Here is a 20,375-nt window from a genome sequence, read left to right on the forward strand (position 1 = left end):
GATCCTAGTGGCCGTAGGGACCGGTCGGCGCTCGGGTTTTCAGCGGGCCATCGCCTCCACCAGGACGCTTCCCGAGGTCCGCGCCACGACGAACGACTCTCCCTTCACCGCCTTGGCGTCCAAGGCGATCCGGTGCCGGCCCGCCTCCAGGACGCCGTCGAAGACCTCCTGGGCGTGGGTGCGGTAGAGGCGGTCGAGGCGGTACGCCGTCAGGCGCACCCGGCACGGTGAGGTGACCTCGACGCCCGCCTCGCCGTCGGCGGCGACCAGGCGGGTCAGGCGGCGCTGTTCGACGGGGCTGCGGTCCAGGGCGTGCTCTATCTGGGCCACGAGCAGCGGGATGATCGGGGCGAGGCCGTCGACGTAGGCCACGTCGACGCCGGCGCGGTCGAAGGAGTGGCGTACGGCGGCACGTTCCTCCTCGCTGATCGCACGTCCGAAGGCGACGGCGCCGTAGCCGCGCAGTTCGTCGGCGGGGACACCGCCCAAGCTCTGGGTGATGTCGGCGCCGATGCCGATGGTGCGCAGGGCGGCGGCCAGTTTGGCGAGGACGGCGACGCGGGCGCCGATCAGCAGGACGCGGCGGCGGGCCCGGTGGGTCTCCTCCTGGAGGAGGGAGTCCAGTGCCGCGCGGTACTCGGCGCCCCGGAAGCGGAAGGGGCCGATGCCGTGGTAGCCGTTGAGGCGGAGGTCCACGGCGTCCTCGGTCTGCCAGGCGAAGTCCCGCCAGATGAAGTCGTCGCCGTCCCGCTCGATGACGGCGGTGACCGCCCCGCAGGCGAGGTCCTCGCACTCGGGGCAGCCGTAGATGACGTAACGGCCGCCCGGAAGCGGGGCGTCCGTCTCGCCCAGGAGGCTGCGGACCTGGGCGGTGAAGATCGCGGGCGGGACGTCGGAGGCGAGGGGGGAGACGGCGTCGAGGTCGGAGAGCTGGAAGAGGAGCGGGCGGCTGTCGACGATGAAGTCCACGAAGTCCCGGTGTATCTGGAAGTCACCGTTGGCGAGGACTCCACCGGCACGCATCGCCGGTGCCAGGCCGAAGGTCGCGTAGGCGGCAGACATGGTGTGAGTATTCCCGGCTTTGGGGCGGTCTGCGCACGGCATGGGGCATTCCGCTAGGGCCTGTCCGGCGGATCAGGCCGGCTGCAAGAGACGGTGCTGCTCGGTGCAGGCCCCGCGACGCCGGCGTGATCCGCCGGACAAGCCCTAAGGCCGGGCGACCGGATCGCCCGACGTGCGGGGGGACTTGGGCAGGCGGGCCGTCGCGGGCGGCGTACGCGTGGTCGAAGGGGGACCGCGGGGAGGGGGCCTGACAGCGGTGCGAGGAGGGGCGGTCCGCTCGCCTCCTCCTCGCATCCGCCGTCCTCAGGCGTGGTCGTGGCCCAGCGGGTCGCCCTCCGTCTCGGTGCCGGGACCGGGGCCGATCTGGATGCCGAAGTCGCCGTCGTACTTGCGGTGGCCCTCGATCACGGCGAGTTCGACGGCCTCGGAGCCCATCTCGCCGCGCACGATGACCGGGTCGCGGCGCAGGTCGCGCATGAGGGCCACGCACATGCCGATCATCACGAGGACGAAGGGCGCGGCGGCCAGGATGGTGAGGTTCTGCAGGCCGGTGAGCGCGTCGCCCTGGCCGCTGCCGACGAGCAGCATGATGGCGGCGACCGCTCCGGTGACCACGCCCCAGAACACGACGACGAAACGACCGGGTTCGAGGGCGCCCTTCTGGGAGAGCGTGCCCATCACGATGGACGCGGCGTCGGCACCCGACACGAAGAAGATGCCGACCAGGATCATCACGAGCAGGCTGGTGGCGGTGGCGATGGGGAACTCCTGGAGCACGCCGAAGAGTTGGCCCTCGGGGGTCGACTCGCCGCCGAGCGCGCCGCCCTCCTTCAGCTTCATGGCCGTACCGCCGAAGATCGCGAACCAGATCAGGCTGACCGTGCTGGGCACGAGGATGACTCCGCCGACGAACTGGCGGATGGTGCGGCCGCGGCTGATGCGGGCGATGAACATGCCCACGAAGGGCGTCCAGGAGATCCACCAGGCCCAGTAGAAGACGGTCCAGCTGCCCAGCCAGTCCGCGACGCCCTTGCCGCCGCTCGCCTCGGTGCGGCCGGCCAGCTGGGGCAGGTCGCCGAGGTAGGAGAAGACCGAGGTGGGCAGCAGGTCGAGGACGATGATGGTGGGGCCCGCGATGAACACGAACACCGCGAGGATCAGGGCGAGCACCATGTTGGTGTTGGACAGCCACTGGATGCCGCGCTCGATGCCGGAGACGGCCGAGAGCACGAAGGCCAGGGTCAGCACCGCGATGATCGCGACGAGCAGGCCGGTGCTCACGTCGTCCATCCAGTCCAGCTCCTGGAAGCCGGAGCCGATCTGGAGGGCGCCGAGGCCGAGGGAGGCCGCGGAGCCGAAGACGGTGGCGATGATCGCGAGGATGTCGATCACCCGGCCGGCGGCGCCGTTCGCGTGCTTCTCCCCGATGAGCGGGGTGAAGACGGCGCTGATGGTCTGGCGCCGGCGTTTGCGGAAGGTGCTGTAGGCGATGCCGAGGCCGACCACCGCGTAGATCGCCCACGGGTGCAGGGTCCAGTGGAAGAGGGTGGTGGCCATCGCCGTCTCCATGCGTTCGCCGGAGTTGGCGGGATTCGTGCCCGGGGGCGGGGTCGTGTAGTGCGAGAGGGGCTCGCTCACGCCGTAGAACATCAGGCCGATGCCCATGCCGGCGCTGAACATCATGGCGACCCAGGACACCGTCTTGAACTCGGGTTCCTCGCCCTCGGCGCCCAGGTGGATGCGGCCGTAGCGGCTCATCGCGAGCCACAGGGCGAACACCACGAAGCACGAGGCGGCCAGCATGAAGGCCCAGCCGCCGTTGTGGATCAGCCCGTTGAGCATGGTGGTGGAGACGTCCTCCAGGGAGTCCGTCGCCGCCCAGCCCCAGATCACGAAGGCCAGGGTGATGGCGGCGGTGACTCCGAACACCACTCGGTCGGTCTGGTGGCCGAGAACGCCCATGGGACCTTCCCGGCCACCTCTCTTCTTCAGGTCTTCAGTCATCTGCGGCACCTTCCCCTGGGGCGGTGGGTACGCCGGTTTTCACACACTTCCCCAGGACCTACCACAGGTGCCGCAGATCAGACCCCATTCAGCAACCGGTGTCGGGCTCCCCGGCCGTGAGGTGGTACGGCGCGCGTGCGTCGAGGAGCAGCGGGACGAGGGCGCGCAGGGGCTGCTTCAGGGAGACGTACGTCCCCCGCGTGCGCACCCCGTGCAGGGCTAGTTCGTCCTTCACCTCCGTGTACTGGGCCTGGGTGAGCCGGTAGCCGCAGGGCGGGTCCTGGATCACCTCGGCCGGTTCGGGCGGGTCGTTGTCGGCGCCGCCGACGTGGACGGGGCCGGTCCCCGTGGTGTGGCGGGCCCCCGCGGTGGCCGCCTCGATCTGTCGGCGGCGGTCGTCGGTGTAGGTGAACAGGCCCTTCAGCGCGGCCAGTTGGGAGTCCACCCGGCGCCGGTTGTTGCTCGCTTCGTCCGTGTCCGTCAGGGGTTCGACCCTGCTCTCGATCAGCAGTCCGATCGCGTGCTTGATCCCGGACATGTTGCGCAGGATGCGCTCCTGGCCGTCACCGGCGACCTGTCTGATCGGGTCGCCGGTGACCGGGTCGGTCCAGATCCCGTACGTCCCGGTCGTGTACCCGGCCTCCTGCGCGGCGGGGCGCACGTACGCCCGGGACAGGGTCTCGGCCTCGTCGTGGACGGCCCGGTCGGTGTTGAGGTTGCGGGGCCAGAGGTCGAAGAGGTCCTTGGCGTAGTAGCGCGGGGTGGCCGAGTACTCGTGCAGGTCGTAGATCACGTCCGGCCGCCGGTCCCGGACGACCTTCGCCATGGCGCGGGCCTCGGCGGTGGCCAGGGCGAGGTGGTCGCGGTTGATGTCGACGCCGTCGCCGTTGCCCCGGGTGTCGGCGGCCCGGCCGTCCGGGTTGGCGGTGGGCACGACCAGCACGGTGGTGCGGTCCAGGAAGCGCCGGGTCCGGGCGTCCTCGGCGTACGCCAGGTCGCGGACCGTGCTGAGGCAGGCCTCGCGGCCGGAGGGCTCGTCGCCGTGCTGGCTGCACACGAGGAGCACCTTGTTCGGGGCGTGGCGGGCGCCGACCTGGACGAGGTGGAGGGGGCGGCCCTGTTTCGTCGTACCGATGCGGGTGAGTACGGCCCGGTCGGTCCGGTCGACGCGGGTGAGGAAGTCCAGTTCCTCGGCCTCGCTCGTCCAGCGGGCGCCCTGCGTGGTCTCGAACCCGGTGCGGGGCGGGGCCCCGGCCGCGTGGGCCGGGGCGGCGAGCAGGGCGGCGAGCAGGGCCGCGCCCGCGGTGGTGACGGTCCGGAACCTCATCCGCCCTCCGGAACCCGGTGGGCCGTGCGCGGAGCCCGGACGCCGTCGAGCGCTCCGGCCTCTTCCGCTACGGCGGTCCCGGCGCCCTTCGTCGCGTGCGCGAACGCGGCGGCGCCGCCGACCAGCGGGACGCGGGCCGAGGTGCGGGCCAGGTCGATCGTCAGGGTGGGCCTGGTGGACGGCGGGTCGATGAGGTCCTTGTCGGTGCCCGCGACGATCAGGGCGAGACGGTGGCCCGCCGGGACGACATGGTCGGTGGCACCCAGGTCGAGGGTGATGGTGTAGGCCTTGCCCGGGGTGAGCGGGACGCCCTTCTGGTCCGAGGCGTGGTTGCCGAGGTCGGCCCAGCCGCGGCTGACCACCGTGTAGTCGACGGCGGCGGTCCTGGCCCCGGTCTCCTTGAAGCAGGCGCTGTCGCCGGTGGTGCTCAGGCCCCAGCAGGTGCGGTCGGCCAGGGTGCTGATGCCTTCCCCGCTCGCCGCGTAGTCGCGGATGGTGTCGGGGCCCAGGTCCACGAGTACGGCGGAGAGATGGGCGGTTGACGTGGTCGGGGTCGCGGTGACGGTCACCTTCGAGGCGCCGGACAGCCGGAGGTCCTTGGTGAGGGTGCCGGTGGTGAAGCCCGCCTTGTCAGGGGTCGGGGTGTCGATCCGCGCGGCCCAGTCGGTCTCGCTCAGCGCCGGGTCGTCGGTGAAGGTCTCGGTGCCCTTGCCCTTGGTCAGGCCGAGGGTGCCGACACCCGGTTGGGTGCCCTTCGCGGGGCGCAGGGTGGCCGCGGACGTGCCGCGCGGGGGCCAGGTCGTGGCGGTGACCCACTGGTCGGGGTGGCGCTCGATGTCGGCCATGGGCTCGCGGTCGATGCCGTTGTCGTAGCCGAGGAGTTCGTGGTCGAACCAGCGGTGCAGGGTGTTGACCCACTGCGCACGGCGGAAGTCGAAGGGGTCGACGTGGCCGGTCTGGGAGAGCCAGATCTTGCGCTCGACGCCGTTCTTCGCGAGGGCGTCCCACCACGGACCGACGTGCTGGAGGCGGACGTTGAGGTCCTGCATGCCGTGCACGAGGAAGACGCTGGCCTTGACCCTCTTCGCGTCCTTCACGTAGTCGCGCTCGGTCCACAGGGGCGTCCAGTCACCGGTGCGGGGTGCCTGGTCGACGAGCTTCTGCTGGACGGCGGCGCACTTGGCGCGGGCGTCGGGGCTGTCGACGTAGTTCGAGAGCCAGTCGGGGCCGGAGTCGTAGAGCGGGGCGCCCTTGGAGAAGTAGTAGTCGTACCAGGTGGAGATGGCGCTGATCGGGACGATGGTCCTCAGGCCCTCGACGCCGGTGGCGGCCACGCCGTTGGCGATGGTGCCGTCCCAGCTCTTGCCGATCATGCCGGTCCTGCCGTTGGTCCAGCCGGCCTTCGTCTTCTGGGTGCCCGTGCGGCTCGTGTAGGCGGTGGCCCGGCCGTTGAGCCAGTCGACGACGGCCTTGGCGGACTGGATGTCGGAGCGGCCGCCGACGTCCACACAGCCGTCGGAGCGGTTGGTTCCGGCCAGGTCGACGCCGACGAAGGCGTAGCCGCGGGGCACGAAGTAGTTGTCGTAGAAGAGCGGCATCTGGACGACGTCGCCGTTCGCGTCGTACGTCTTCAGCTGGCTCTCGTTGCCGCGTCCGCAGCAGGAGTAGTACGGGCTGGCGTCCATGATGACCGGGACCTTGCGGCCCTGCTGGGCGGGTTCGCGGGGCCGCACGATGTCGACGGCGACGCGGTCGGTCCTCCCGTCCCCGTCGCCGTCGAGCCGGGTGTCCACCCAGACGGCCTCGCGGACGGCGTTCTCGTACGAGTAGACGGGTTGGCTCACCCGCGTCGGCTGCGGGACCGCGTGAGGCTGTGCCTGTGCGGTCTCGGGGGCGAGGAAGGTCGCCAGCAGGGCGGCGGTGGCCGCGGCGGCGGTCGCTAGCGGTCTCCAGATCGTGAAGCGCGTGCTTATCGACATGCGCGGACGGTACTGCGGTCAACTCCCGCACAAAAGAGGGCCCCTTGAGACCATGTCGGCCGAATGGCGATCGTGTGACAGGTGTGCTCGTGGACACATCCAGCTCACAGGTGGTGAATAGGCTGCGAACAGACTTCGGCCCCCCACGACTTGGAGTTCTCGTGCACCGCAGACTGATCGCACCGGGCGCACTCGCGGCGGCCTCCCTGATGCTGGCGATCCCGGCGTCGGCGGCGAGCTCGTCCCCCGGCGCACCGGGCATCGGCGACCCCTACTACCCGGACTACGGCAACGGCGGATACGACGTCTCCCACTACGACCTGCGGCTCAAGTACCAGCCCGCGACGGACGAGTTGGAGGGCACGGCGACCCTCCTCGCGCGCACGACCCAGGATCTGTCCCGGTTCGATCTGGACTTCCTGCTCGATGTGAGCGAGGTGCGGGTCAACGGCGCGAAGGCGTCCTTCACCACGTCGGGTGAGCACGAGCTGGAGATCACGCCCAAGTCGCCGCTGGCCAAGGGCACTTCCCTCACGGTCGTCGTCCGCTACAGCGGAGTGCCCTCGTCGAAGCAGGCGTACGGCTTCACCAGCTGGCACCGCACTCCGGACGGCGGGGTCGGGGCGAACGAGCCCGAGGCGGCCTGGTGGTGGTTCCCGAGCAACGACCACCCGCTCGACAAGGCCACCTACGACGTGTCGGTCCTGGTGCCGGACGGCAGCCAGGCCATCTCCAACGGCACGCTCCAGTCGACGAGTTCACGCCTCGGCTGGACCCGCTGGAACTGGCGCTCCGACAAGCCGCAGGCCACGTATCTCGCGACGCTGGCCGTCGGCAAGTTCGACCTCACGACCGGGACGACCGACGGCGGCATTCCGGTCGTCAACGCCTACAGCAAGGACCTGGGCGCCAACTACGGTGCCGCGCGGGCCAGCGTCGAGCGGACCGGGGAGATCGCCGACTGGCTGAGCTCGTACTTCGGGCCGTATCCCTTCGACGCGCTCGGCGGGTACGTCCCGAACACCACCACCGGGTACGCGCTGGAGACCCAGACCCGGCCCTTCTACAGCCCGCGCCAGTTCGCGAACGGGTCCAACACCTCCGTGGTCGTGCACGAGTTGGCCCACCAGTGGTACGGCGACCTGGTGTCGGTGCGCGGCTGGAAGGACATCTGGATCAACGAGGGCTTCGCGCGGTACGCGCAGTGGCTGTGGTCCGAGCACGAGGACGAGGGCACGGCACAGGAACTCGCCGACTACGTCTACGCCTCGCACCCGGCGGACGACGCGTTCTGGACCGTGCGGCCGGGTGACCCCGGGCCGGAGAACCAGTTCGACATCGCGGTCTACGACCGGGGCGCGCTGGCCCTCCAGGCGTTGCGGAACGAGATCGGCGACGAGGCGTTCTTCGCGGTGCTGAAGGGGTGGCCGCAGAAGCACGCGTACGGCAACGCGTCGGTGGCCGACTTCCAGAGGTACGCCGAGGAGGTGTCGGGGCGGCCGCTCGCCGCGCTGTTCGACACGTGGCTGTTCCAGCCGTCGAAGCCGGGGGCGCCCGCGGCTCGGGGCGCGTCGATCGCGAGGGCCGGGAAGGCGCCCGCACAGCCGAAGTCGTGGCAGAAGATCGCCGCGACGAACGAGGTGCACGGCGACTGAGGGGCGAGGGGTCAGGGCGGTCTATCCCTCGACGCCCGTCGAGGTGTGGGCCGCTCCGACCGGCTTGGACTCCGGTGAGCCGCGCTGTCGGAGGTAGACGGAGAGGATGGCCATCGAGGCCACGGCGAGGAGTTCGGACTGCCAGTTCTGGAGGGTGCGGCTCCAGAAGTCCGCGGAGCCGATGTAGTCGCCCCAGCTCATGGGGGCCTGGAGCTGCCGTAGTTGCTCCTCGTTGTAGGCGGCGACTCCGCTGATCGACTGGGCCAGCCACGAGAGGGCGAAGATGGTGCCCATGACCAGGCCGAGGGAGCGGGAGTAGAACGCCTGCCGCAGTCCGCCCACGCCGGCCCAGCGCGGGGAGTCCCGGTGGGCGTACGCGCCGACCTGCTGATCCCGGTCGGACTCCGGGCCGGCCTTGTGCATCTCCTTCGACTCGGGCGAGCCGCGCTGCAGGAGCCAGACGGTCGCGGTGATGTAGAGGAAGAACTGGAGGTACTCCGACTGCCAGTTCTCCGTCACGTCGACGGCGAAGTCGGAGGACATGAGGTACTCGCCGAATCCGACCTGGGCGAGTCCTTCGGTGGTGAGCTGGTTGTTGAAGTCCGCGTAGCCCGCGATCGCCTGGCCGGCGAGAGCCAGCAGGAATCCGATGCCGAAGGCCAGGCCGAGGCCGTTGTCGCGCAGGAAGCCGCGGGTGCGTGTGGTCATCGGTGCATCAGCCCCAGGACGGTGAAGTAGACGAGGCCGCTGAGGACGACGACCAGGCAGAGCGTGAACATGGTCCGCATGTGCCGTCAGCCTCCCTTGATCGTGCACTGGTACGGGCGGCCCGGCTCGGGGGTGCAGCCGGCGGCGACGACCTTCCAGCCGTCGGGGAACAGGGAGAGGAAGAGGGTGTCCGCGTCGAGGACGACACGGGCCTGCCGGCCGTAGACGTCCACGTGGTGGGGGGTGCCGCCGAGGGGGAGATCCTGGGAGGTGATCGCCTGGTCGCAGCTCTCCTTCTCGGACTCCTCCAGTTCGCCGCGGGTTTCGGGGGCGAGCGCTTCGCAGAGGCCGGCCGGGTCGTGGGCGCGCAGGAGCCGCTCGAATCCGGTGGCGGCGGTCTCGGCGTCCGACCGGCGCTCACCGACGCTGCCGCAGCCGGAGAGGACCAGTCCGAGCAGGGCCAGGGCCAGGAATGTCAGCACACCGATCCACCGCGTCTTCCTCACCCGGCCCGGGTACCCGATTACTCCCGATTCAAGAGGCGGGGGGTGCGGGCGAGGAGGGTGCGGCCGTGAGCGGCAGGGGGGCTCGCCGACACCGGCACATCGATGTCCCGGCTCCCGTCAGTCGTCCCCATAGTCGTAGACGCTGACGGCGACACCGCGCTTTACGAGCCGCTCGATGACCAGGGGCTCGACGCGGGACCACTTGCCTCCGGCCAGCCCGCAGCCTATCCGTGGCATGTGCACGGAGGCACCGAGCTCCATGGCTTTGTCGGCCAGCCGCCCCAGTGCCTCGTCGATCGCCTCGTAGCGCACCGGGACGCCCTTGCTGCCGTGGCGTATCCCTCGCTGCCCGATCATGTTGGCCACCCACACATAGCGTTCGACCTGCACGAACTGGGCGGCGCCCAGCCCGAAGTCGTTCGACGCGCGCCCGCGGTGCCAGGCGCGGTAGGCAGCTTCCGGCTCGGGCCACCGGCGTGACACCGCCACCACGAAGCCCTTTCCCCACCCCCCGATGTCGTTGCACACGTGCGCGATCAGCCTGACGCCCTTCGCGGACGGGGCCGTGGCGTCTCCTCGGATGTACGTGATCTCCCCCATGACGCCACCGTAGAGGGCGGCACTGACAACGGCCCCCGCTCAGTGCGTGAGGTCGGTGGGCCGGCCGTCTGTCGTCGTGGCCACCCTGTGGCGGACTCCGAACCAGCCGGCCACCAGGAGGACTCCGATCAGGGGGATGAGGAGGAGGGTCTTGCGGCCCACCTCCGGGTCGTTCCACATCATGGCGAGGCAGGCCAGGAGGAAGGTGATCGTGGTGATCTCGGTGGCCGGGCTGAAGGGGAGGCGGAAGGTGGGGCGGGTGAGGAGGCCCGCGCGGGCGCGGCGGACAAAGACCAGGTGGCAGACCATGATGATCACCCACGTGCTGATGACGCCGAGGGACGCGATGTTCAGCACGATCTCGAAGGCCTGGCTCGGCACGAGGTAGTTGAGGCCGACGCCCAGCACGCACACCGCGCAGGTGAGCAGGATGCCGCCGTACGGCACCTGGCTGCGGTTCATCCGCGCCGTGAACCTCGGCGCCGAGCCCGCCGTCGCCATGGAGCGCAGGATGCGGCCCGTGGAGTAGAGCCCGGAGTTCAGGGAGGACATCGCCGCCGTGAGGACCACCAGGTTCATCACGTCGCCCGCCGCCGGGACGCCGACCTTGGAGAGGACGGTGACGAAGGGGCTCTCGTCGGCCGAGTACAGCGAGGCCGGGAGCAGCAGGGCCAGGAGGACGACCGAACCGACGTAGAAGAGGCCGACACGCCACATGATCGAGTTCACCGCGCGCGGGACGACCTTCTCCGGGTGCGCCGTCTCGCCCGCCGCGACACCGACCAGCTCCAGCGCGGCGTACGCGAAGATCACACCCTGCATGACGAGGACGACCGGCATCAGGCCGTGCGGGAGGACACCGCCGCTGTCGGTGATCACGCTCGCTCCTGGCGTCCGTCCGCCCACCTCGTGCCGGGTGGCGAGCAGGAAGACGCCGATCAGCATGAACCCCACGAGCGTGGCGACCTTGATGATCGCGAACCAGAACTCCATCTCGCCGAAGATCTTCACCGAGATCAGGTTCACGGCCAGCACCACCGCGAGGGCGACGAGCGCGAGCGTCCACTGTGGGATGTCGGTGAACAGGCTCCAGTAGTGCGTGTAGAGCGCGATCGCCGTGATGTCGGCGATGCCGGTCGTCGACCAGTTCAGGAAGTACATCCACCCGGCGACGTACGCGCCCTTCTCACCGAGGAACTCCCGTGCGTACGACACGAAGGAGCCCGAGGAGGGGCGGTACAGGACCAGCTCGCCCAGGGCGCGGACGACGAAGAAGGCGAAGACGCCGCACACGAGGTACGCCAGCGCCAGCGCCGGGCCCGCGGTGTGGAGGCGCCCGCCGGCGCCCAGGAAGAGGCCGGTGCCGATCGCGCCGCCGATGGCGATCATGTTGACGTGGCGGGACTTGAGGTCCTTGCTGTAGCCGGCGTCCCCCGCGTCCGCGGGCACCCGCGCCGCCTGGGGGCGGGCGGTACTGACGGTGGCCTGGGCCGATTGCGCGGCGTCCTTGCTCACAGGTGGGTCCACTCTCTGGTGCGCCCCGGCGGGTGTCGCCCGGGGTCTTCGGACGTGCGTCGGCCCGTACCTCGTGGTGCAGGCACAGGCCGAAGAGTCGCCTGCCCGACAACCCGCTGCGCAAGCGGTGGCGGATGTCACAGCAGTGGTGAGACAGCGATACTGCTGCACATGACGACCGACACCACCCCTGCCGCCGGGGACGACGCCGAGGAGCCGGACCGCACCGTCGAGGAGCCCGCCCTCACCGTCGACGAGCTCGCCGCACGGGCGGGGGTCACGGTCCGCACGGTCCGCTTCTACGGCACGCGAGGGCTGCTGCCCCCGCCGGTGATCGGTCCGCGCCGGGTCGGTCACTACGGCCGTGAGCACCTCGCCCGCCTGGCGCTGATCGAGGAGCTCCAGCACCAGGGCATGACGCTGGCGGCGATCGAGCGGTACATGCAGCAGCTGCCGTCCGACCTGAGCGCCCACGACCTCGCGATCCACCGGGCCGTGGTGGCCTCCTGGGCCCCCGATCTCGTGGAGCCGGTGACCCGCGAGGAGCTCCAGCGGCGGGCCGGGCGGGCGCTCGACGACGACGACCTGGAACGGCTCGCCGCGATGGGTGTCGTACGGCAGGACGGCGACACCTGTCTGGTCGACCTGGGCCTGCTCCGGCTGGGCGTCGGGCTGCTGGACGTCCCGCTGTCCCAGGAGGCGATCCTGGCCTCGCGAAAGGTGCTCATCGAGCACTCCCGGGCCGCCGCGCACGAGTTGTCGCAACTGTTCCGCGGCGAGGTCTCCAGGCGCGACGCACGGGACGTGAAGTCACTGTCCGCGCACATGGAACCCCTGGTCGTACAGGCCCTGTTGACCACCTTCCAGCGGTCCCTGAAGGAGGAGCTGCGGGAGTGGTCGTCAGAGACGGGCCGGTCCTCCTGACGCCTTGAGGGGTACGTCGACGAGCTGCGGCCCCGTGAGGTCGCCCGCGCCGGACACCAGCTCCCTCAGGTGGTCCGCGCTCTCGGCCCGGACCGCGTCGACGCCGAAGAAGTGGGCCGCCTGGGTGAAGTCGAGCGGGCCCAACTCGGTGCCGGGGCAGGTGCCTTGGGCGCCCATCGCGGTGTAGGTGTCCTGGACGGTTCGGTAGACGCCGTTGTTCATGACCACGAAGAGCACGGGGGTGTTCTGGCGGGCCGCGCTCCACAGTCCCTGGAGGCCGAAGAGGGTGCAGCCGTCGCCCAGTACGGCGACGACGGGGCGGCCCGGTTCGGCGAGGGACCGCCCGACGGCGGCGCCGATGCCCCAGCCGAGGCCGCCGCCGACGGTGTGGGTGTAGCTGCCGGGGCGTTCCAGTCGTACGTGCCGGCGCAGCAGGAGACCTACGGTGATGGCCTCCTCCACGACCACGGCGTCCGGCGGGAGGCCGCGCGCCACGGCGTGGGCGGCGGCCCAGGGGGCGAGCGGGGCCGGGGAGTAGGCGGCGCGGGCCGCCGCTTCGGCCCGCTCGCGTGCGGCGGCGTGCTGTTCACCGGCGCGCACGATGCGGGCCTTCGCGGTGTGCTCGGGCACCCGGTCCCGCAGCAGGTCGGCGAGACGGTGCAGGGAGGGGGCGAGGGCTCCGACGAGTCCCGCGTCGGCGGGGAAGTTGCGGCCGATCTCGTCCGGGTCGGAGTCGAGTTGGAGGACGGTCATACCGGGCGGCAGGGCGGGGCCGGGGGTGTAGTGGTGGGGGGTGAAGGCGTGGGCGCCGGCGATCAGGACCGTGTCGTACGGGGCGAGGGCGGCACGGACCGCGTCGTGGCGGGGCGGGAGCATGCCGGCGTACAGGGGGTGGGTGGTCGGGAAGTCGAGGGCGTCCGCCATGGGTTGGTGGTGGACGGTGGCTCCGCAGGCCTCGGCGGTGCGGACCAGTGCGCCGAGCGCGTCCTCACGCGCCACGCCGTCGCCGGCCACGATCGCCGGGCGGGCGGCGGCTCCCAGGAGTACGGCGGCTCGTTCGATGCCGGGGGCCGGGCCCCCGGGGGGTGTGGGGGTGCGGGGCGGGATCTCCAGTTCCGTGTCCTCCTGGAGGAGGTCCGTGGGGACGGAGAGGAACACCGGGCCCGCGGGCGGGCGTCGGGCGAGGGCGAAGGCGCGGCGGAGGGCCAGGGGCAGGTCCCGGGCGTGCTGGATGTCGTACGTCGCCTTCACGGCGGGGGTGGCGAGGCCGATGACGTCGCCGGAGAGCATGGGGTCCTGCTGGAGGTGGCGGCGGTCCTGCTGGCCCGCCGTGACGACGAGGGGGGTGCGGGAGCGGCGGGCGTTGAGGAGGCCGATGAGGCCGTTGGCGAGGCCGGCCGCGATGTGGAGGCTGACGAAGGCGGGGCGGCCGGTGGAGCGGGCGTAGCCGTCGGCCATGGCGACCACCGAGCCCTCGTGGACGCCGAGGACGTACTCGGGGGCGTTCTCCGCCTGTGCGAGCGCGGCCAGGAAGGGGAGTTCGGTGGTACCCGGGTTGCCGAAGACGCGGTCCACGCCCTCGTCGCGGAGGATGTCCAGGACGGCGAGCGCGGGACGCTGACCCATGGGGGCTCCTCGTGGGGGCGGCTGGGTGTCCAGCGTCGGGGAGCCCGGGGTGGGGCGGCAAGAGGGCAGTGTCGCTCAGCGGTACGACGCTCTGCCGCCCCGGTGTCCGGGGTGTCGGGGGTGTCCGCTCACGCGTCCCCGAACCGCTCCCCCTTCTCCGCCTTCTCCACCAGCAGTGCCGGCGGGGTGAAGCGGTCCCCGTAGCGGTCCGCCAGCTCACGCGCGCGGGACACGAAGCCCGGCAGACCGCCCTCGTAGCCGTTGATGTACTGGAGGACACCGCCGGTCCAGCCCGGGAAGCCGATGCCGAAGATCGAGCCGATGTTGGCGTCGGCGACCGAGGTCAGGACGCCCTCCTCCAGGAGCCTGACCGTGTCCAGGGCCTCGGCGAAGAGCATGCGTTCCTGCATGTCCCGGAAGGGGATCTCCGCGCCCGGGCGGGTGAAGTGCTCGCGCAGGCCCGGCCACAGCGCGGACCGCTTGCCGTCGTCGCCGTAGTCGTAGAAACCGCCTCCCCCGCTGCGCCCCGTGCGGCCGAACTCGTCGACCATGCGGTCGATGACCGCCTCGGCGGGGTGGGGTGTCCAGGTGCCGCCCGCCTCCTCCACCGCCTGCCGGGTCTCCTTGCGGATCTTGCGCGGGAGCGTCAGCGTCAGCTCGTCCATCAGGGAGAGGACCTTCGCCGGGTAGCCCGCCTGCGCCGCCGCCTGCTCGATCGACGCGGGTTCGATGCCCTCGCCGACCATGGCGACGCCCTCGTTGAGGAAGTGGCCGATCACGCGGGAGGTGAAGAAGCCGCGCGAGTCGTTGACGACGATCGGCGTCTTCTTGATCTGCCGGACCAGGTCGAAGGCGCGGGCCAGCGCCTCCTCGCCCGTGCGCTCGCCCTTGATGATCTCGACCAGCGGCATCTTGTCGACCGGCGAGAAGAAGTGCAGGCCGATGAAGTCGCCCTGGCGGTCCACCCCTTCGGCGAGGGCGGTGATGGGGAGCGTCGAGGTGTTGGAGCACAGCAGCGCGTCCGGCTCGACGATGTGCTGGATCTCCTGGAAGACCTTGTGCTTGAGCGCCGAGTCCTCGAACACCGCCTCGATGACCGCGTCGCAGCCGGCCAGGTCCTGGGGGTCGGCCGTCGGGGTGATGCGGGCCAGGAGCGCCTCCGCCTTCTCCTGGGTCGTACGGCCTCGGGAGACCGCCTTCGCGCAGAGCTTCTCCGAGTAGGCCTTGCCCTTGGCCGCCGCCTCCGGTGTCACGTCCTTCAGGACGACCTGGATGCCCGCGCGGGCGCACGAGTACGCGATGCCCGCGCCCATCATGCCGGCGCCGAGCACGGCCACCTTGCGGACCTGGCGGGGCTCGACGCCCTTGGGGCGGTTGGCGCCGGAGTTCACCGCCTGGAGGTCGAAGAAGAACGCCTGGATCATGTTCTTCGAGGTCTGGCCCGCCGCCAGTTCGACGAAGTAGCGCGCCTCGATGACCTGCGCGGTCTCGAAGTCGACCTGGGCGCCCTCCACGGCGGCCGCGAGGATGTTGCGCGGGGCCGGGTAGGGGGCGCCGTTGGTCTGCTTGCGCAGGCTCGCCGGGAAGGCGGGCAGGTTCGCCGCGAACTTCGGGTTGGCGGGCGTGCCGCCGGGGATGCGGTAGCCCGGCTTGTCCCAGGGCTGCTGGGACTCCGGGTTGGCCTCGATGAACGCGCGGGCCTTGGCGAGGAGTTCGTCCTGGGTGGTGGCCACGTCGTCGACCAGGCCGTTCTGGAGGGCGCGCTGCGGGGCGTACTGGGTGCCCTGGAGCAGGACCCTGAGCAGCGCGTCGGCGATGCCCAGCAGGCGGACCGTGCGGACCACACCGCCGCCGCCGGGGAGCAGGCCGAGGGTGACCTCGGGGCAGCCGATCTTGGAGCCGGGCGTGTCGAGGGCGATGCGGTGGTGGCAGGCGAGGGCGATCTCGTAACCGCCGCCCAGGGCCGCGCCGTTGATCGCGGCGACGACCGGCTTGCCGAGGGTCTCGATGCGGCGCAGGTTGCGCTTGATGGCGAGGCCGCCGTCGAAGAGCTCCTGCGCGGTCTCTGGGGTGACCCGGATCAGGTCGCGCAGGTCGCCGCCGGCGAAGAAGGTCTTCTTGGCGGAGGTGATGATGACTCCGCGGATGGTGTCCTTCTCGGCCTCCAGGCGGTCGGTGATCACCGCGAGGGAGTCGCGGAACGCCTGGTTCATGGTGTTGGCGGACTGGTCGGGGTCGTCGATGACGAGGGTGACGACGCCGGTGCGGTCCTGTTCCCAGCGGATGGTCGTGGACTGAGTGCTCATGTGGAAGTGCTCCGTGTGATCCGTCGTATCCGTGGGAGGGGGTCAGATGCGCTCGACGATGGTGGCGATGCCCATGCCGCCGCCCACACAGAGCGTCGCGAGGCCGTACCGCTTGTCCTGGCGCTCGAGTTCGTCGATGAGGCTGCCCAGGATCATGGCGCCGGTGGCGCCGAGCGGGTGGCCCAGCGCGATCGCGCCGCCGTTGACGTTGACCTTGTCCAGGGAGAGGCCCATGTCCTTGACGAAGCGCAGGACGACGGCCGCGAAGGCCTCGTTGATCTCGACCAGGTCGATGTCGTCGATGCTGAGGCCGGCCTTGGCCAGCGCCTTGCGGGTGGCGGGCGCGGGCCCGGTGAGCATGATGGTGGGCTCGGAGCCGGAGACGGCCGCGGAGACGATCCGCGCGCGGGGACGCAGGCCGTAGCGCTCGCCGACCTCCTTGGAGCCGATCGCGACGAGCGAGGCGCCGTCCACGATGCCGGAGGAGTTGCCCGCGTGGTGGACGTGGTCGATCTTCTCGACCCAGTGGTACTTCTGGAGCGCCACGGCGTCGAAGCCGCCCAGGTCGCCGATGTCCGCGAAGGACGGCTTGAGCTTCGCGAGGGAGTCGGCGGTCGTACCCGGACGCAGGTGCTCGTCGTGGTCGAGGACGGTCAGCCCCGCACGGTCCTTCACCGGGACGACGGAGCGGTCGAAGCGGCCCTCCTTCCAGGCCGTGGCGGCACGCTCCTGGGAGAGGGCCGCGTACTCGTCGACGTCACGCCGTGAGAATCCCTCGATCGTGGCGATGAGGTCGGCCCCGATGCCCTGCGGCACGAAGTTGACGGCCAGGTTGGTCATCGGGTCGTTGAACCAGGCGCCGCCGTCGGAAGCCATCGGCACCCGGGACATGGACTCGACACCGCCCGCCAGGACCAGGTCCTCCCAGCCCGAACGCACCTTGGCGGCGGCCATGTTGACGGCTTCGAGGCCGGACGCACAGAAGCGGTTCTCCTGGACGCCCGCGACCGTGTCCGGCAGGCCCGCGGCGATCGCGGCGATGCGGGCGATGTCGGAGCCCTGGTCGCCGACCGGTCCGACGACACCGAGGACGATGTCGTCGACGGCCGCCGGGTCCAGGTCCGGGAAGCGGGCGCGGATCTCGTGGATGAGTCCCACCACCAGGTCGATGGGCTTGGTGCCGTGCAGGGCGCCGTTCGCCTTGCCGCGGCCGCGCGGGGTGCGGATCGCGTCGTACACGTACGCTTCGGTGCTCACGAGGAAGCCTTTCAAGGGTGAGGGTGGGCCGGGCAGGAGGTCTTCATCCCAGCAGGGAACGGCCGATGATCTCCTTCATGATCTCGGTCGTGCCGCCGTAGATGGTCTGGATACGGCCGTCCGTGAAGGCCTTGGCGACCGGGTACTCGCTCATGTAGCCGTAGCCGCCGTGCAGTTGCAGGCAGCGGTCGGCGACCCGCTTCTGGAGCTCGGTCGCCCACCACTTGGCCATGGAGGCGTGGACGGCGTCCAGTCCCCCGTCCGAGTGGTCCTCGACACAGCGGTCGACGAACGTCCGGGTGACGGCGCACTCGGTGGCCATCTCGGCTATCTCGAACCGGATGTGCTGCTTGGTGGCGAGCGGCCGGCCGAAGGCCTCGCGCTCCCTGACGTACTCGGTGGTGATCTCCAGGAGGTGCTCGGCGGCGGCGATAGCGGAGACGGCGATGCTCAGGCGCTCCTGGGCGAGATTGGTCATCAGGTGGCCGAAGGCGCCGTGGAGCTCGCCGAGGAGGTTCTCCTTGGGCACGCGGACGTCGTGGAAGAACAGCTCGGCGGTGTCCTGGGCCTTCTGGCCGATCTTGTCGAGGTTGCGGCCGCGCTCGAAGCCTTCCGTGCCGCGTTCCACGACCAGCAGCGAGAGACCGCGGGCCCCGCCCTCCGGGGTCGTCTTCGCGACGACGATCACGAGGTCGGCCAGGATGCCGTTGGAGATGAACGTCTTGGAGCCGTTCAGCAGCCAGTGGTCGCCCCGGTCCTCCGCGTGGGTGCGGATGCCCTGGAGGTCGGAGCCCGCGCCGGGCTCGGTCATCGCGATGGCGGTGATCAGGGAGCCGTCGCAGAAGCCGGGCAGCCAGCGGCGCTGCTGCTCGTCGGTGGCGAGCGAGGTGAGGTACGGCCCGATGATGTCGTTGTGCAGGCCCAGGGCGAGGCCGGGGGCGCCCGCGCGCGTGAACTCCTCGGCGAGGACCGCACTGTAGCGGAAGTCGTCGGTGCCGCCCCCGCCGTACTCCTCGGGCACGGCGAGCCCGAGCAGGCCCTGCTTGCCGGCCGCGCGCCAGGCCTCGCGGGAGACGATGCCGTCCTTCTCCCACTGCTCGTAGTACGGCAGCACCTCCCTGGCCAGGAAGGCGCGCACGGTCTCGCGGAACGCGTCGTGCTCGGGGGCGAGGATCTGCCGCTTCATTCGGGGCCCTTCGGGAGTTGCTGGTCTGTCACGAGGTCCGGTACGGCCCAGTCGCGGGCCACCTCCGCGGTGTCGGCGCCGGGCCGGGCGGGTCCGGTGCGTACGGCCGTGGGGGTGGCGGAGAAGCGGGGTGCGGGCGCGGGCTGGGTGATGCCGGCGTGGTGGGTGAAGGTGCCGCGGGCGGCGAGGTGGGGGTGGTGCGGGGCCTCGCGCAGGGACAGGACGGGTGCCACGCAGGCGTCGGTGCCCTCGAAGACGGCCGTCCACTCGTCTCGCGTACGGGACTTGAAGCGGGCGGCGACCGCCTCGCGCAGGTCGCCCCAGCGGGTCCAGTCCTTGCGGGCGTCCGCGAAGTCCGTGACGCCCAGCAGGTCCAGGAACAGGTCGTAGAACTGCGGCTCCAGGGCGCCCACCGCCATGTACCTGCCGTCGGCGGTCTCGTAGGTGCCGTAGTACGGGCAGCCGCCGTCGAGGAGGTTGGCGCCGCGCCGGTCCTGCCAGCCGCCGGCGGCGGTCATGCCGTGGAGCATCGCGGCGAGGTGGGAGGTGCCGTCCACGATGGCCGCGTCGACGACCTGGCCGGCGCCGGTCGCGCGCGCGTGGTGCAGGGCGGCGAGGACGCCGACGACGAGGTACAGGGCGCCGCCCGCGTAGTCGCCGAGGAGGTTGGCGGGGGCGGCCGGAGGGCGGCCCGGTTCGCCGATCATGCCGAGGGTGCCGGTGAGGGCGATGTACGCGATGTCGTGCCCGGCGCGCTGGGCCAGCGGGCCGCCCTGGCCCCAGCCGGTCATCCGGCCGTAGACGAGGGCGGGGTTGCGGGCGTGGCAGTCCTCGGGGCCGACGCCGAGCCGCTCGGCGACCCCGGGGCGGTTGCCCTCGACAAGGATGTCCGCGCGGGCCGCGAGGTCGAGCACGCGCGCGGGGCCGTCCGGTGCCTTGAGGTCGACGACCACCGAGCGCTTGTTGCGGTTGGTGATGTCGTACTCGGGGTCGATCGCGAGCGCGGCACCGCCCGGGCGGGACACCTGGACCACGTCGGCCCCGAGGTCGGCGAGGAGCATGGCGGCGAACGGGCCAGGGCCGATACCGGCCAGCTCGACCACGCGCACGCCGCTGAGCGGGCCGTGCCCGGGCCTCGGTGCCGTTGTCATCCAGCCCCCTCGGTGTGACACAACTGATGTAACACCAGTGATGCTATGAACGCTCCCCGGCGGGCACAAGACCCGAACGAGCAAGCGCTTAGCCAATTATCGGCCGGTCATCGCGCATCCAGCTCCGCCGTGAGCCGTTTCGGCGCGATCGCGCGGTAGCTCCTCGACCCAGTCGCACAGCAGCTCCGCCGCCGGGGCACCCTTCTCCGCCAGCGGGACACGCACCCAGCCGGCCTTGCCGAGGCCGTACCCGGCCGGTTCGGCGCCCGGGGAGGTCAGCGCGTGGGCGTGGGCCTCCTCGTCCTTGAGCTTCACGGTGACGCCCATCGGGTAGCTGCCGTCGCTCACACCGAGGAAGACGAACACCTTCTTGTTGACCTTGACGACGGTTTCGCCCCAGGGGCTGTATCGATATGCGGCTCCGCCGCGTGGCCTCGGCGGCACCCGGCAGCCCGAGCGCGAACTCGCGTACTTTCTCCCACTTCTTCAGGGCATTCCTGGGCACGGCCACCGTCCCACCTCCGGGCTCGTCGTCGGGCTCCGCACCCCTCACGCTAGCCTCGGCCACC

General features: G+C 71.1%; 15 protein-coding genes and 1 pseudogene. 2 read left to right on the plus strand and 14 right to left on the minus strand.

Features of this window, described 5'->3' with window-relative positions; all coding sequences use genetic code 11:
• Positions 1–39 precede the first annotated feature (39 nt).
• The 4 genes from OHN19_RS06585 to OHN19_RS06600 form a co-directional block, all read right to left on the minus strand.
• Positions 40–1,062, minus strand: coding sequence for an oxidoreductase (locus OHN19_RS06585; RefSeq protein ID WP_330263242.1), 1,023 nt, complete (start codon positions 1,060–1,062; stop codon positions 40–42).
• Between the two features lie 303 nt (positions 1,063–1,365).
• A complete protein-coding gene (locus OHN19_RS06590) occupies positions 1,366–3,066 on the minus strand; it encodes a BCCT family transporter (RefSeq protein WP_419249508.1) in 1,701 nt (566 codons plus the stop codon).
• A gap of 88 nt (positions 3,067–3,154) precedes the next feature.
• A complete protein-coding gene (locus OHN19_RS06595) occupies positions 3,155–4,393 on the minus strand; it encodes a M14 family metallocarboxypeptidase (RefSeq protein ID WP_330263243.1) in 1,239 nt (412 codons plus the stop codon).
• On the minus strand, positions 4,390–6,372 hold the full coding sequence (locus OHN19_RS06600; protein ID WP_330263244.1) for a Xaa-Pro dipeptidyl-peptidase: 1,983 nt from the start codon (positions 6,370–6,372) through the stop codon (positions 4,390–4,392). The genes OHN19_RS06595 and OHN19_RS06600 overlap by 4 nt, the downstream gene beginning before the upstream one ends.
• A gap of 161 nt (positions 6,373–6,533) precedes the next feature.
• On the opposite strand from OHN19_RS06600, the gene OHN19_RS06605 reads away from it, so the two are divergent.
• Complete coding sequence (locus OHN19_RS06605) at positions 6,534–8,027, plus strand: M1 family metallopeptidase (RefSeq protein WP_330263245.1); 1,494 nt, start codon at positions 6,534–6,536, stop codon at positions 8,025–8,027.
• A 21-nt stretch (positions 8,028–8,048) separates the two neighbouring features.
• On the opposite strand, the gene OHN19_RS06610 is transcribed toward OHN19_RS06605, so the two are convergent.
• The 4 genes from OHN19_RS06610 to OHN19_RS06625 form a co-directional block, all read right to left on the minus strand.
• Positions 8,049–8,735 (minus strand): DUF6766 family protein, encoded by a 687-nt coding sequence (locus OHN19_RS06610; protein ID WP_330263246.1) that lies wholly within the window; start codon positions 8,733–8,735, stop codon positions 8,049–8,051.
• 86 nt (positions 8,736–8,821) lie between these two features.
• Positions 8,822–9,241 carry a hypothetical protein gene (locus tag OHN19_RS06615; RefSeq protein WP_330263247.1) on the minus strand — a complete coding sequence of 140 codons (420 nt, stop codon included), beginning with the start codon at positions 9,239–9,241 and terminating at the stop codon, positions 8,822–8,824.
• A gap of 117 nt (positions 9,242–9,358) precedes the next feature.
• Positions 9,359–9,841 carry a macro domain-containing protein gene (locus OHN19_RS06620; protein WP_330263248.1) on the minus strand — a complete coding sequence of 161 codons (483 nt, stop codon included), beginning with the start codon at positions 9,839–9,841 and terminating at the stop codon, positions 9,359–9,361.
• A gap of 39 nt (positions 9,842–9,880) precedes the next feature.
• Complete coding sequence (locus tag OHN19_RS06625; protein ID WP_330263249.1) at positions 9,881–11,356, minus strand: amino acid permease; 1,476 nt, start codon at positions 11,354–11,356, stop codon at positions 9,881–9,883.
• A gap of 171 nt (positions 11,357–11,527) precedes the next feature.
• On the opposite strand from OHN19_RS06625, the gene OHN19_RS06630 reads away from it, so the two are divergent.
• Positions 11,528–12,280 (plus strand): MerR family transcriptional regulator, encoded by a 753-nt coding sequence (locus OHN19_RS06630; RefSeq protein WP_330263250.1) that lies wholly within the window; start codon positions 11,528–11,530, stop codon positions 12,278–12,280.
• On the opposite strand, the gene OHN19_RS06635 is transcribed toward OHN19_RS06630, so the two are convergent.
• The 6 genes and pseudogenes from OHN19_RS06635 to OHN19_RS06660 form a co-directional block, all read right to left on the minus strand.
• Positions 12,257–13,906 carry a thiamine pyrophosphate-binding protein gene (locus OHN19_RS06635; RefSeq protein WP_330263251.1) on the minus strand — a complete coding sequence of 550 codons (1,650 nt, stop codon included), beginning with the start codon at positions 13,904–13,906 and terminating at the stop codon, positions 12,257–12,259. The two genes, OHN19_RS06630 and OHN19_RS06635, sit on opposite strands and share 24 nt — an antisense overlap.
• A 128-nt stretch (positions 13,907–14,034) precedes the next feature.
• On the minus strand, positions 14,035–16,212 hold the full coding sequence (locus OHN19_RS06640; RefSeq protein WP_330263252.1) for a 3-hydroxyacyl-CoA dehydrogenase NAD-binding domain-containing protein: 2,178 nt from the start codon (positions 16,210–16,212) through the stop codon (positions 14,035–14,037).
• 42 nt (positions 16,213–16,254) lie between these two features.
• The gene (locus OHN19_RS06645; RefSeq protein WP_330263253.1) at positions 16,255–17,469 is read right to left on the minus strand and encodes an acetyl-CoA C-acetyltransferase; all 1,215 of its coding nucleotides are present in this window, start codon (positions 17,467–17,469) and stop codon (positions 16,255–16,257) included.
• A gap of 43 nt (positions 17,470–17,512) precedes the next feature.
• Entirely contained in the window at positions 17,513–18,655 is a 1,143-nt protein-coding gene (locus tag OHN19_RS06650) for an acyl-CoA dehydrogenase family protein (RefSeq protein ID WP_330263254.1), read from the minus strand.
• Positions 18,652–19,806 (minus strand): CaiB/BaiF CoA-transferase family protein, encoded by a 1,155-nt coding sequence (locus OHN19_RS06655; RefSeq protein ID WP_330263255.1) that lies wholly within the window; start codon positions 19,804–19,806, stop codon positions 18,652–18,654. The genes OHN19_RS06650 and OHN19_RS06655 overlap by 4 nt, the downstream gene beginning before the upstream one ends.
• A gap of 107 nt (positions 19,807–19,913) precedes the next feature.
• Positions 19,914–20,317, minus strand: a pseudogene (locus OHN19_RS06660) (MmcQ/YjbR family DNA-binding protein).
• Positions 20,318–20,375: the final 58 nt, after the last annotated feature.

It is taken from the genome of Streptomyces griseorubiginosus, from assembly GCF_036345115.1.
Classification (GTDB): domain Bacteria; phylum Actinomycetota; class Actinomycetes; order Streptomycetales; family Streptomycetaceae; genus Streptomyces; species Streptomyces griseorubiginosus_C.

Excerpts from the sequence above, each read along its gene's own strand:
- OHN19_RS06585 (WP_330263242.1), bottom strand. The coding sequence starts at position 1,062 with ATGTCTGCCGCCTACGCGACCTTCGGCCTGGCACCGGCGATGCGTGCC.
- OHN19_RS06590 (WP_419249508.1), bottom strand. The coding sequence starts at position 3,066 with ATGACTGAAGACCTGAAGAAGAGAGGTGGCCGGGAAGGTCCCATGGGC.
- OHN19_RS06595 (WP_330263243.1), bottom strand. The coding sequence starts at position 4,393 with ATGAGGTTCCGGACCGTCACCACCGCGGGCGCGGCCCTGCTCGCCGCC.
- OHN19_RS06600 (WP_330263244.1), bottom strand. The coding sequence starts at position 6,372 with ATGTCGATAAGCACGCGCTTCACGATCTGGAGACCGCTAGCGACCGCC.
- OHN19_RS06610 (WP_330263246.1), bottom strand. The coding sequence starts at position 8,735 with ATGACCACACGCACCCGCGGCTTCCTGCGCGACAACGGCCTCGGCCTG.
- OHN19_RS06620 (WP_330263248.1), bottom strand. The coding sequence starts at position 9,841 with ATGGGGGAGATCACGTACATCCGAGGAGACGCCACGGCCCCGTCCGCG.
- OHN19_RS06630 (WP_330263250.1), top strand. The coding sequence starts at position 11,528 with ATGACGACCGACACCACCCCTGCCGCCGGGGACGACGCCGAGGAGCCG.
- OHN19_RS06635 (WP_330263251.1), bottom strand. The coding sequence starts at position 13,906 with ATGGGTCAGCGTCCCGCGCTCGCCGTCCTGGACATCCTCCGCGACGAG.
- OHN19_RS06640 (WP_330263252.1), bottom strand. The coding sequence starts at position 16,212 with ATGAGCACTCAGTCCACGACCATCCGCTGGGAACAGGACCGCACCGGC.
- OHN19_RS06650 (WP_330263254.1), bottom strand. The coding sequence starts at position 18,655 with ATGAAGCGGCAGATCCTCGCCCCCGAGCACGACGCGTTCCGCGAGACC.
- OHN19_RS06655 (WP_330263255.1), bottom strand. The coding sequence starts at position 19,806 with ATGACAACGGCACCGAGGCCCGGGCACGGCCCGCTCAGCGGCGTGCGC.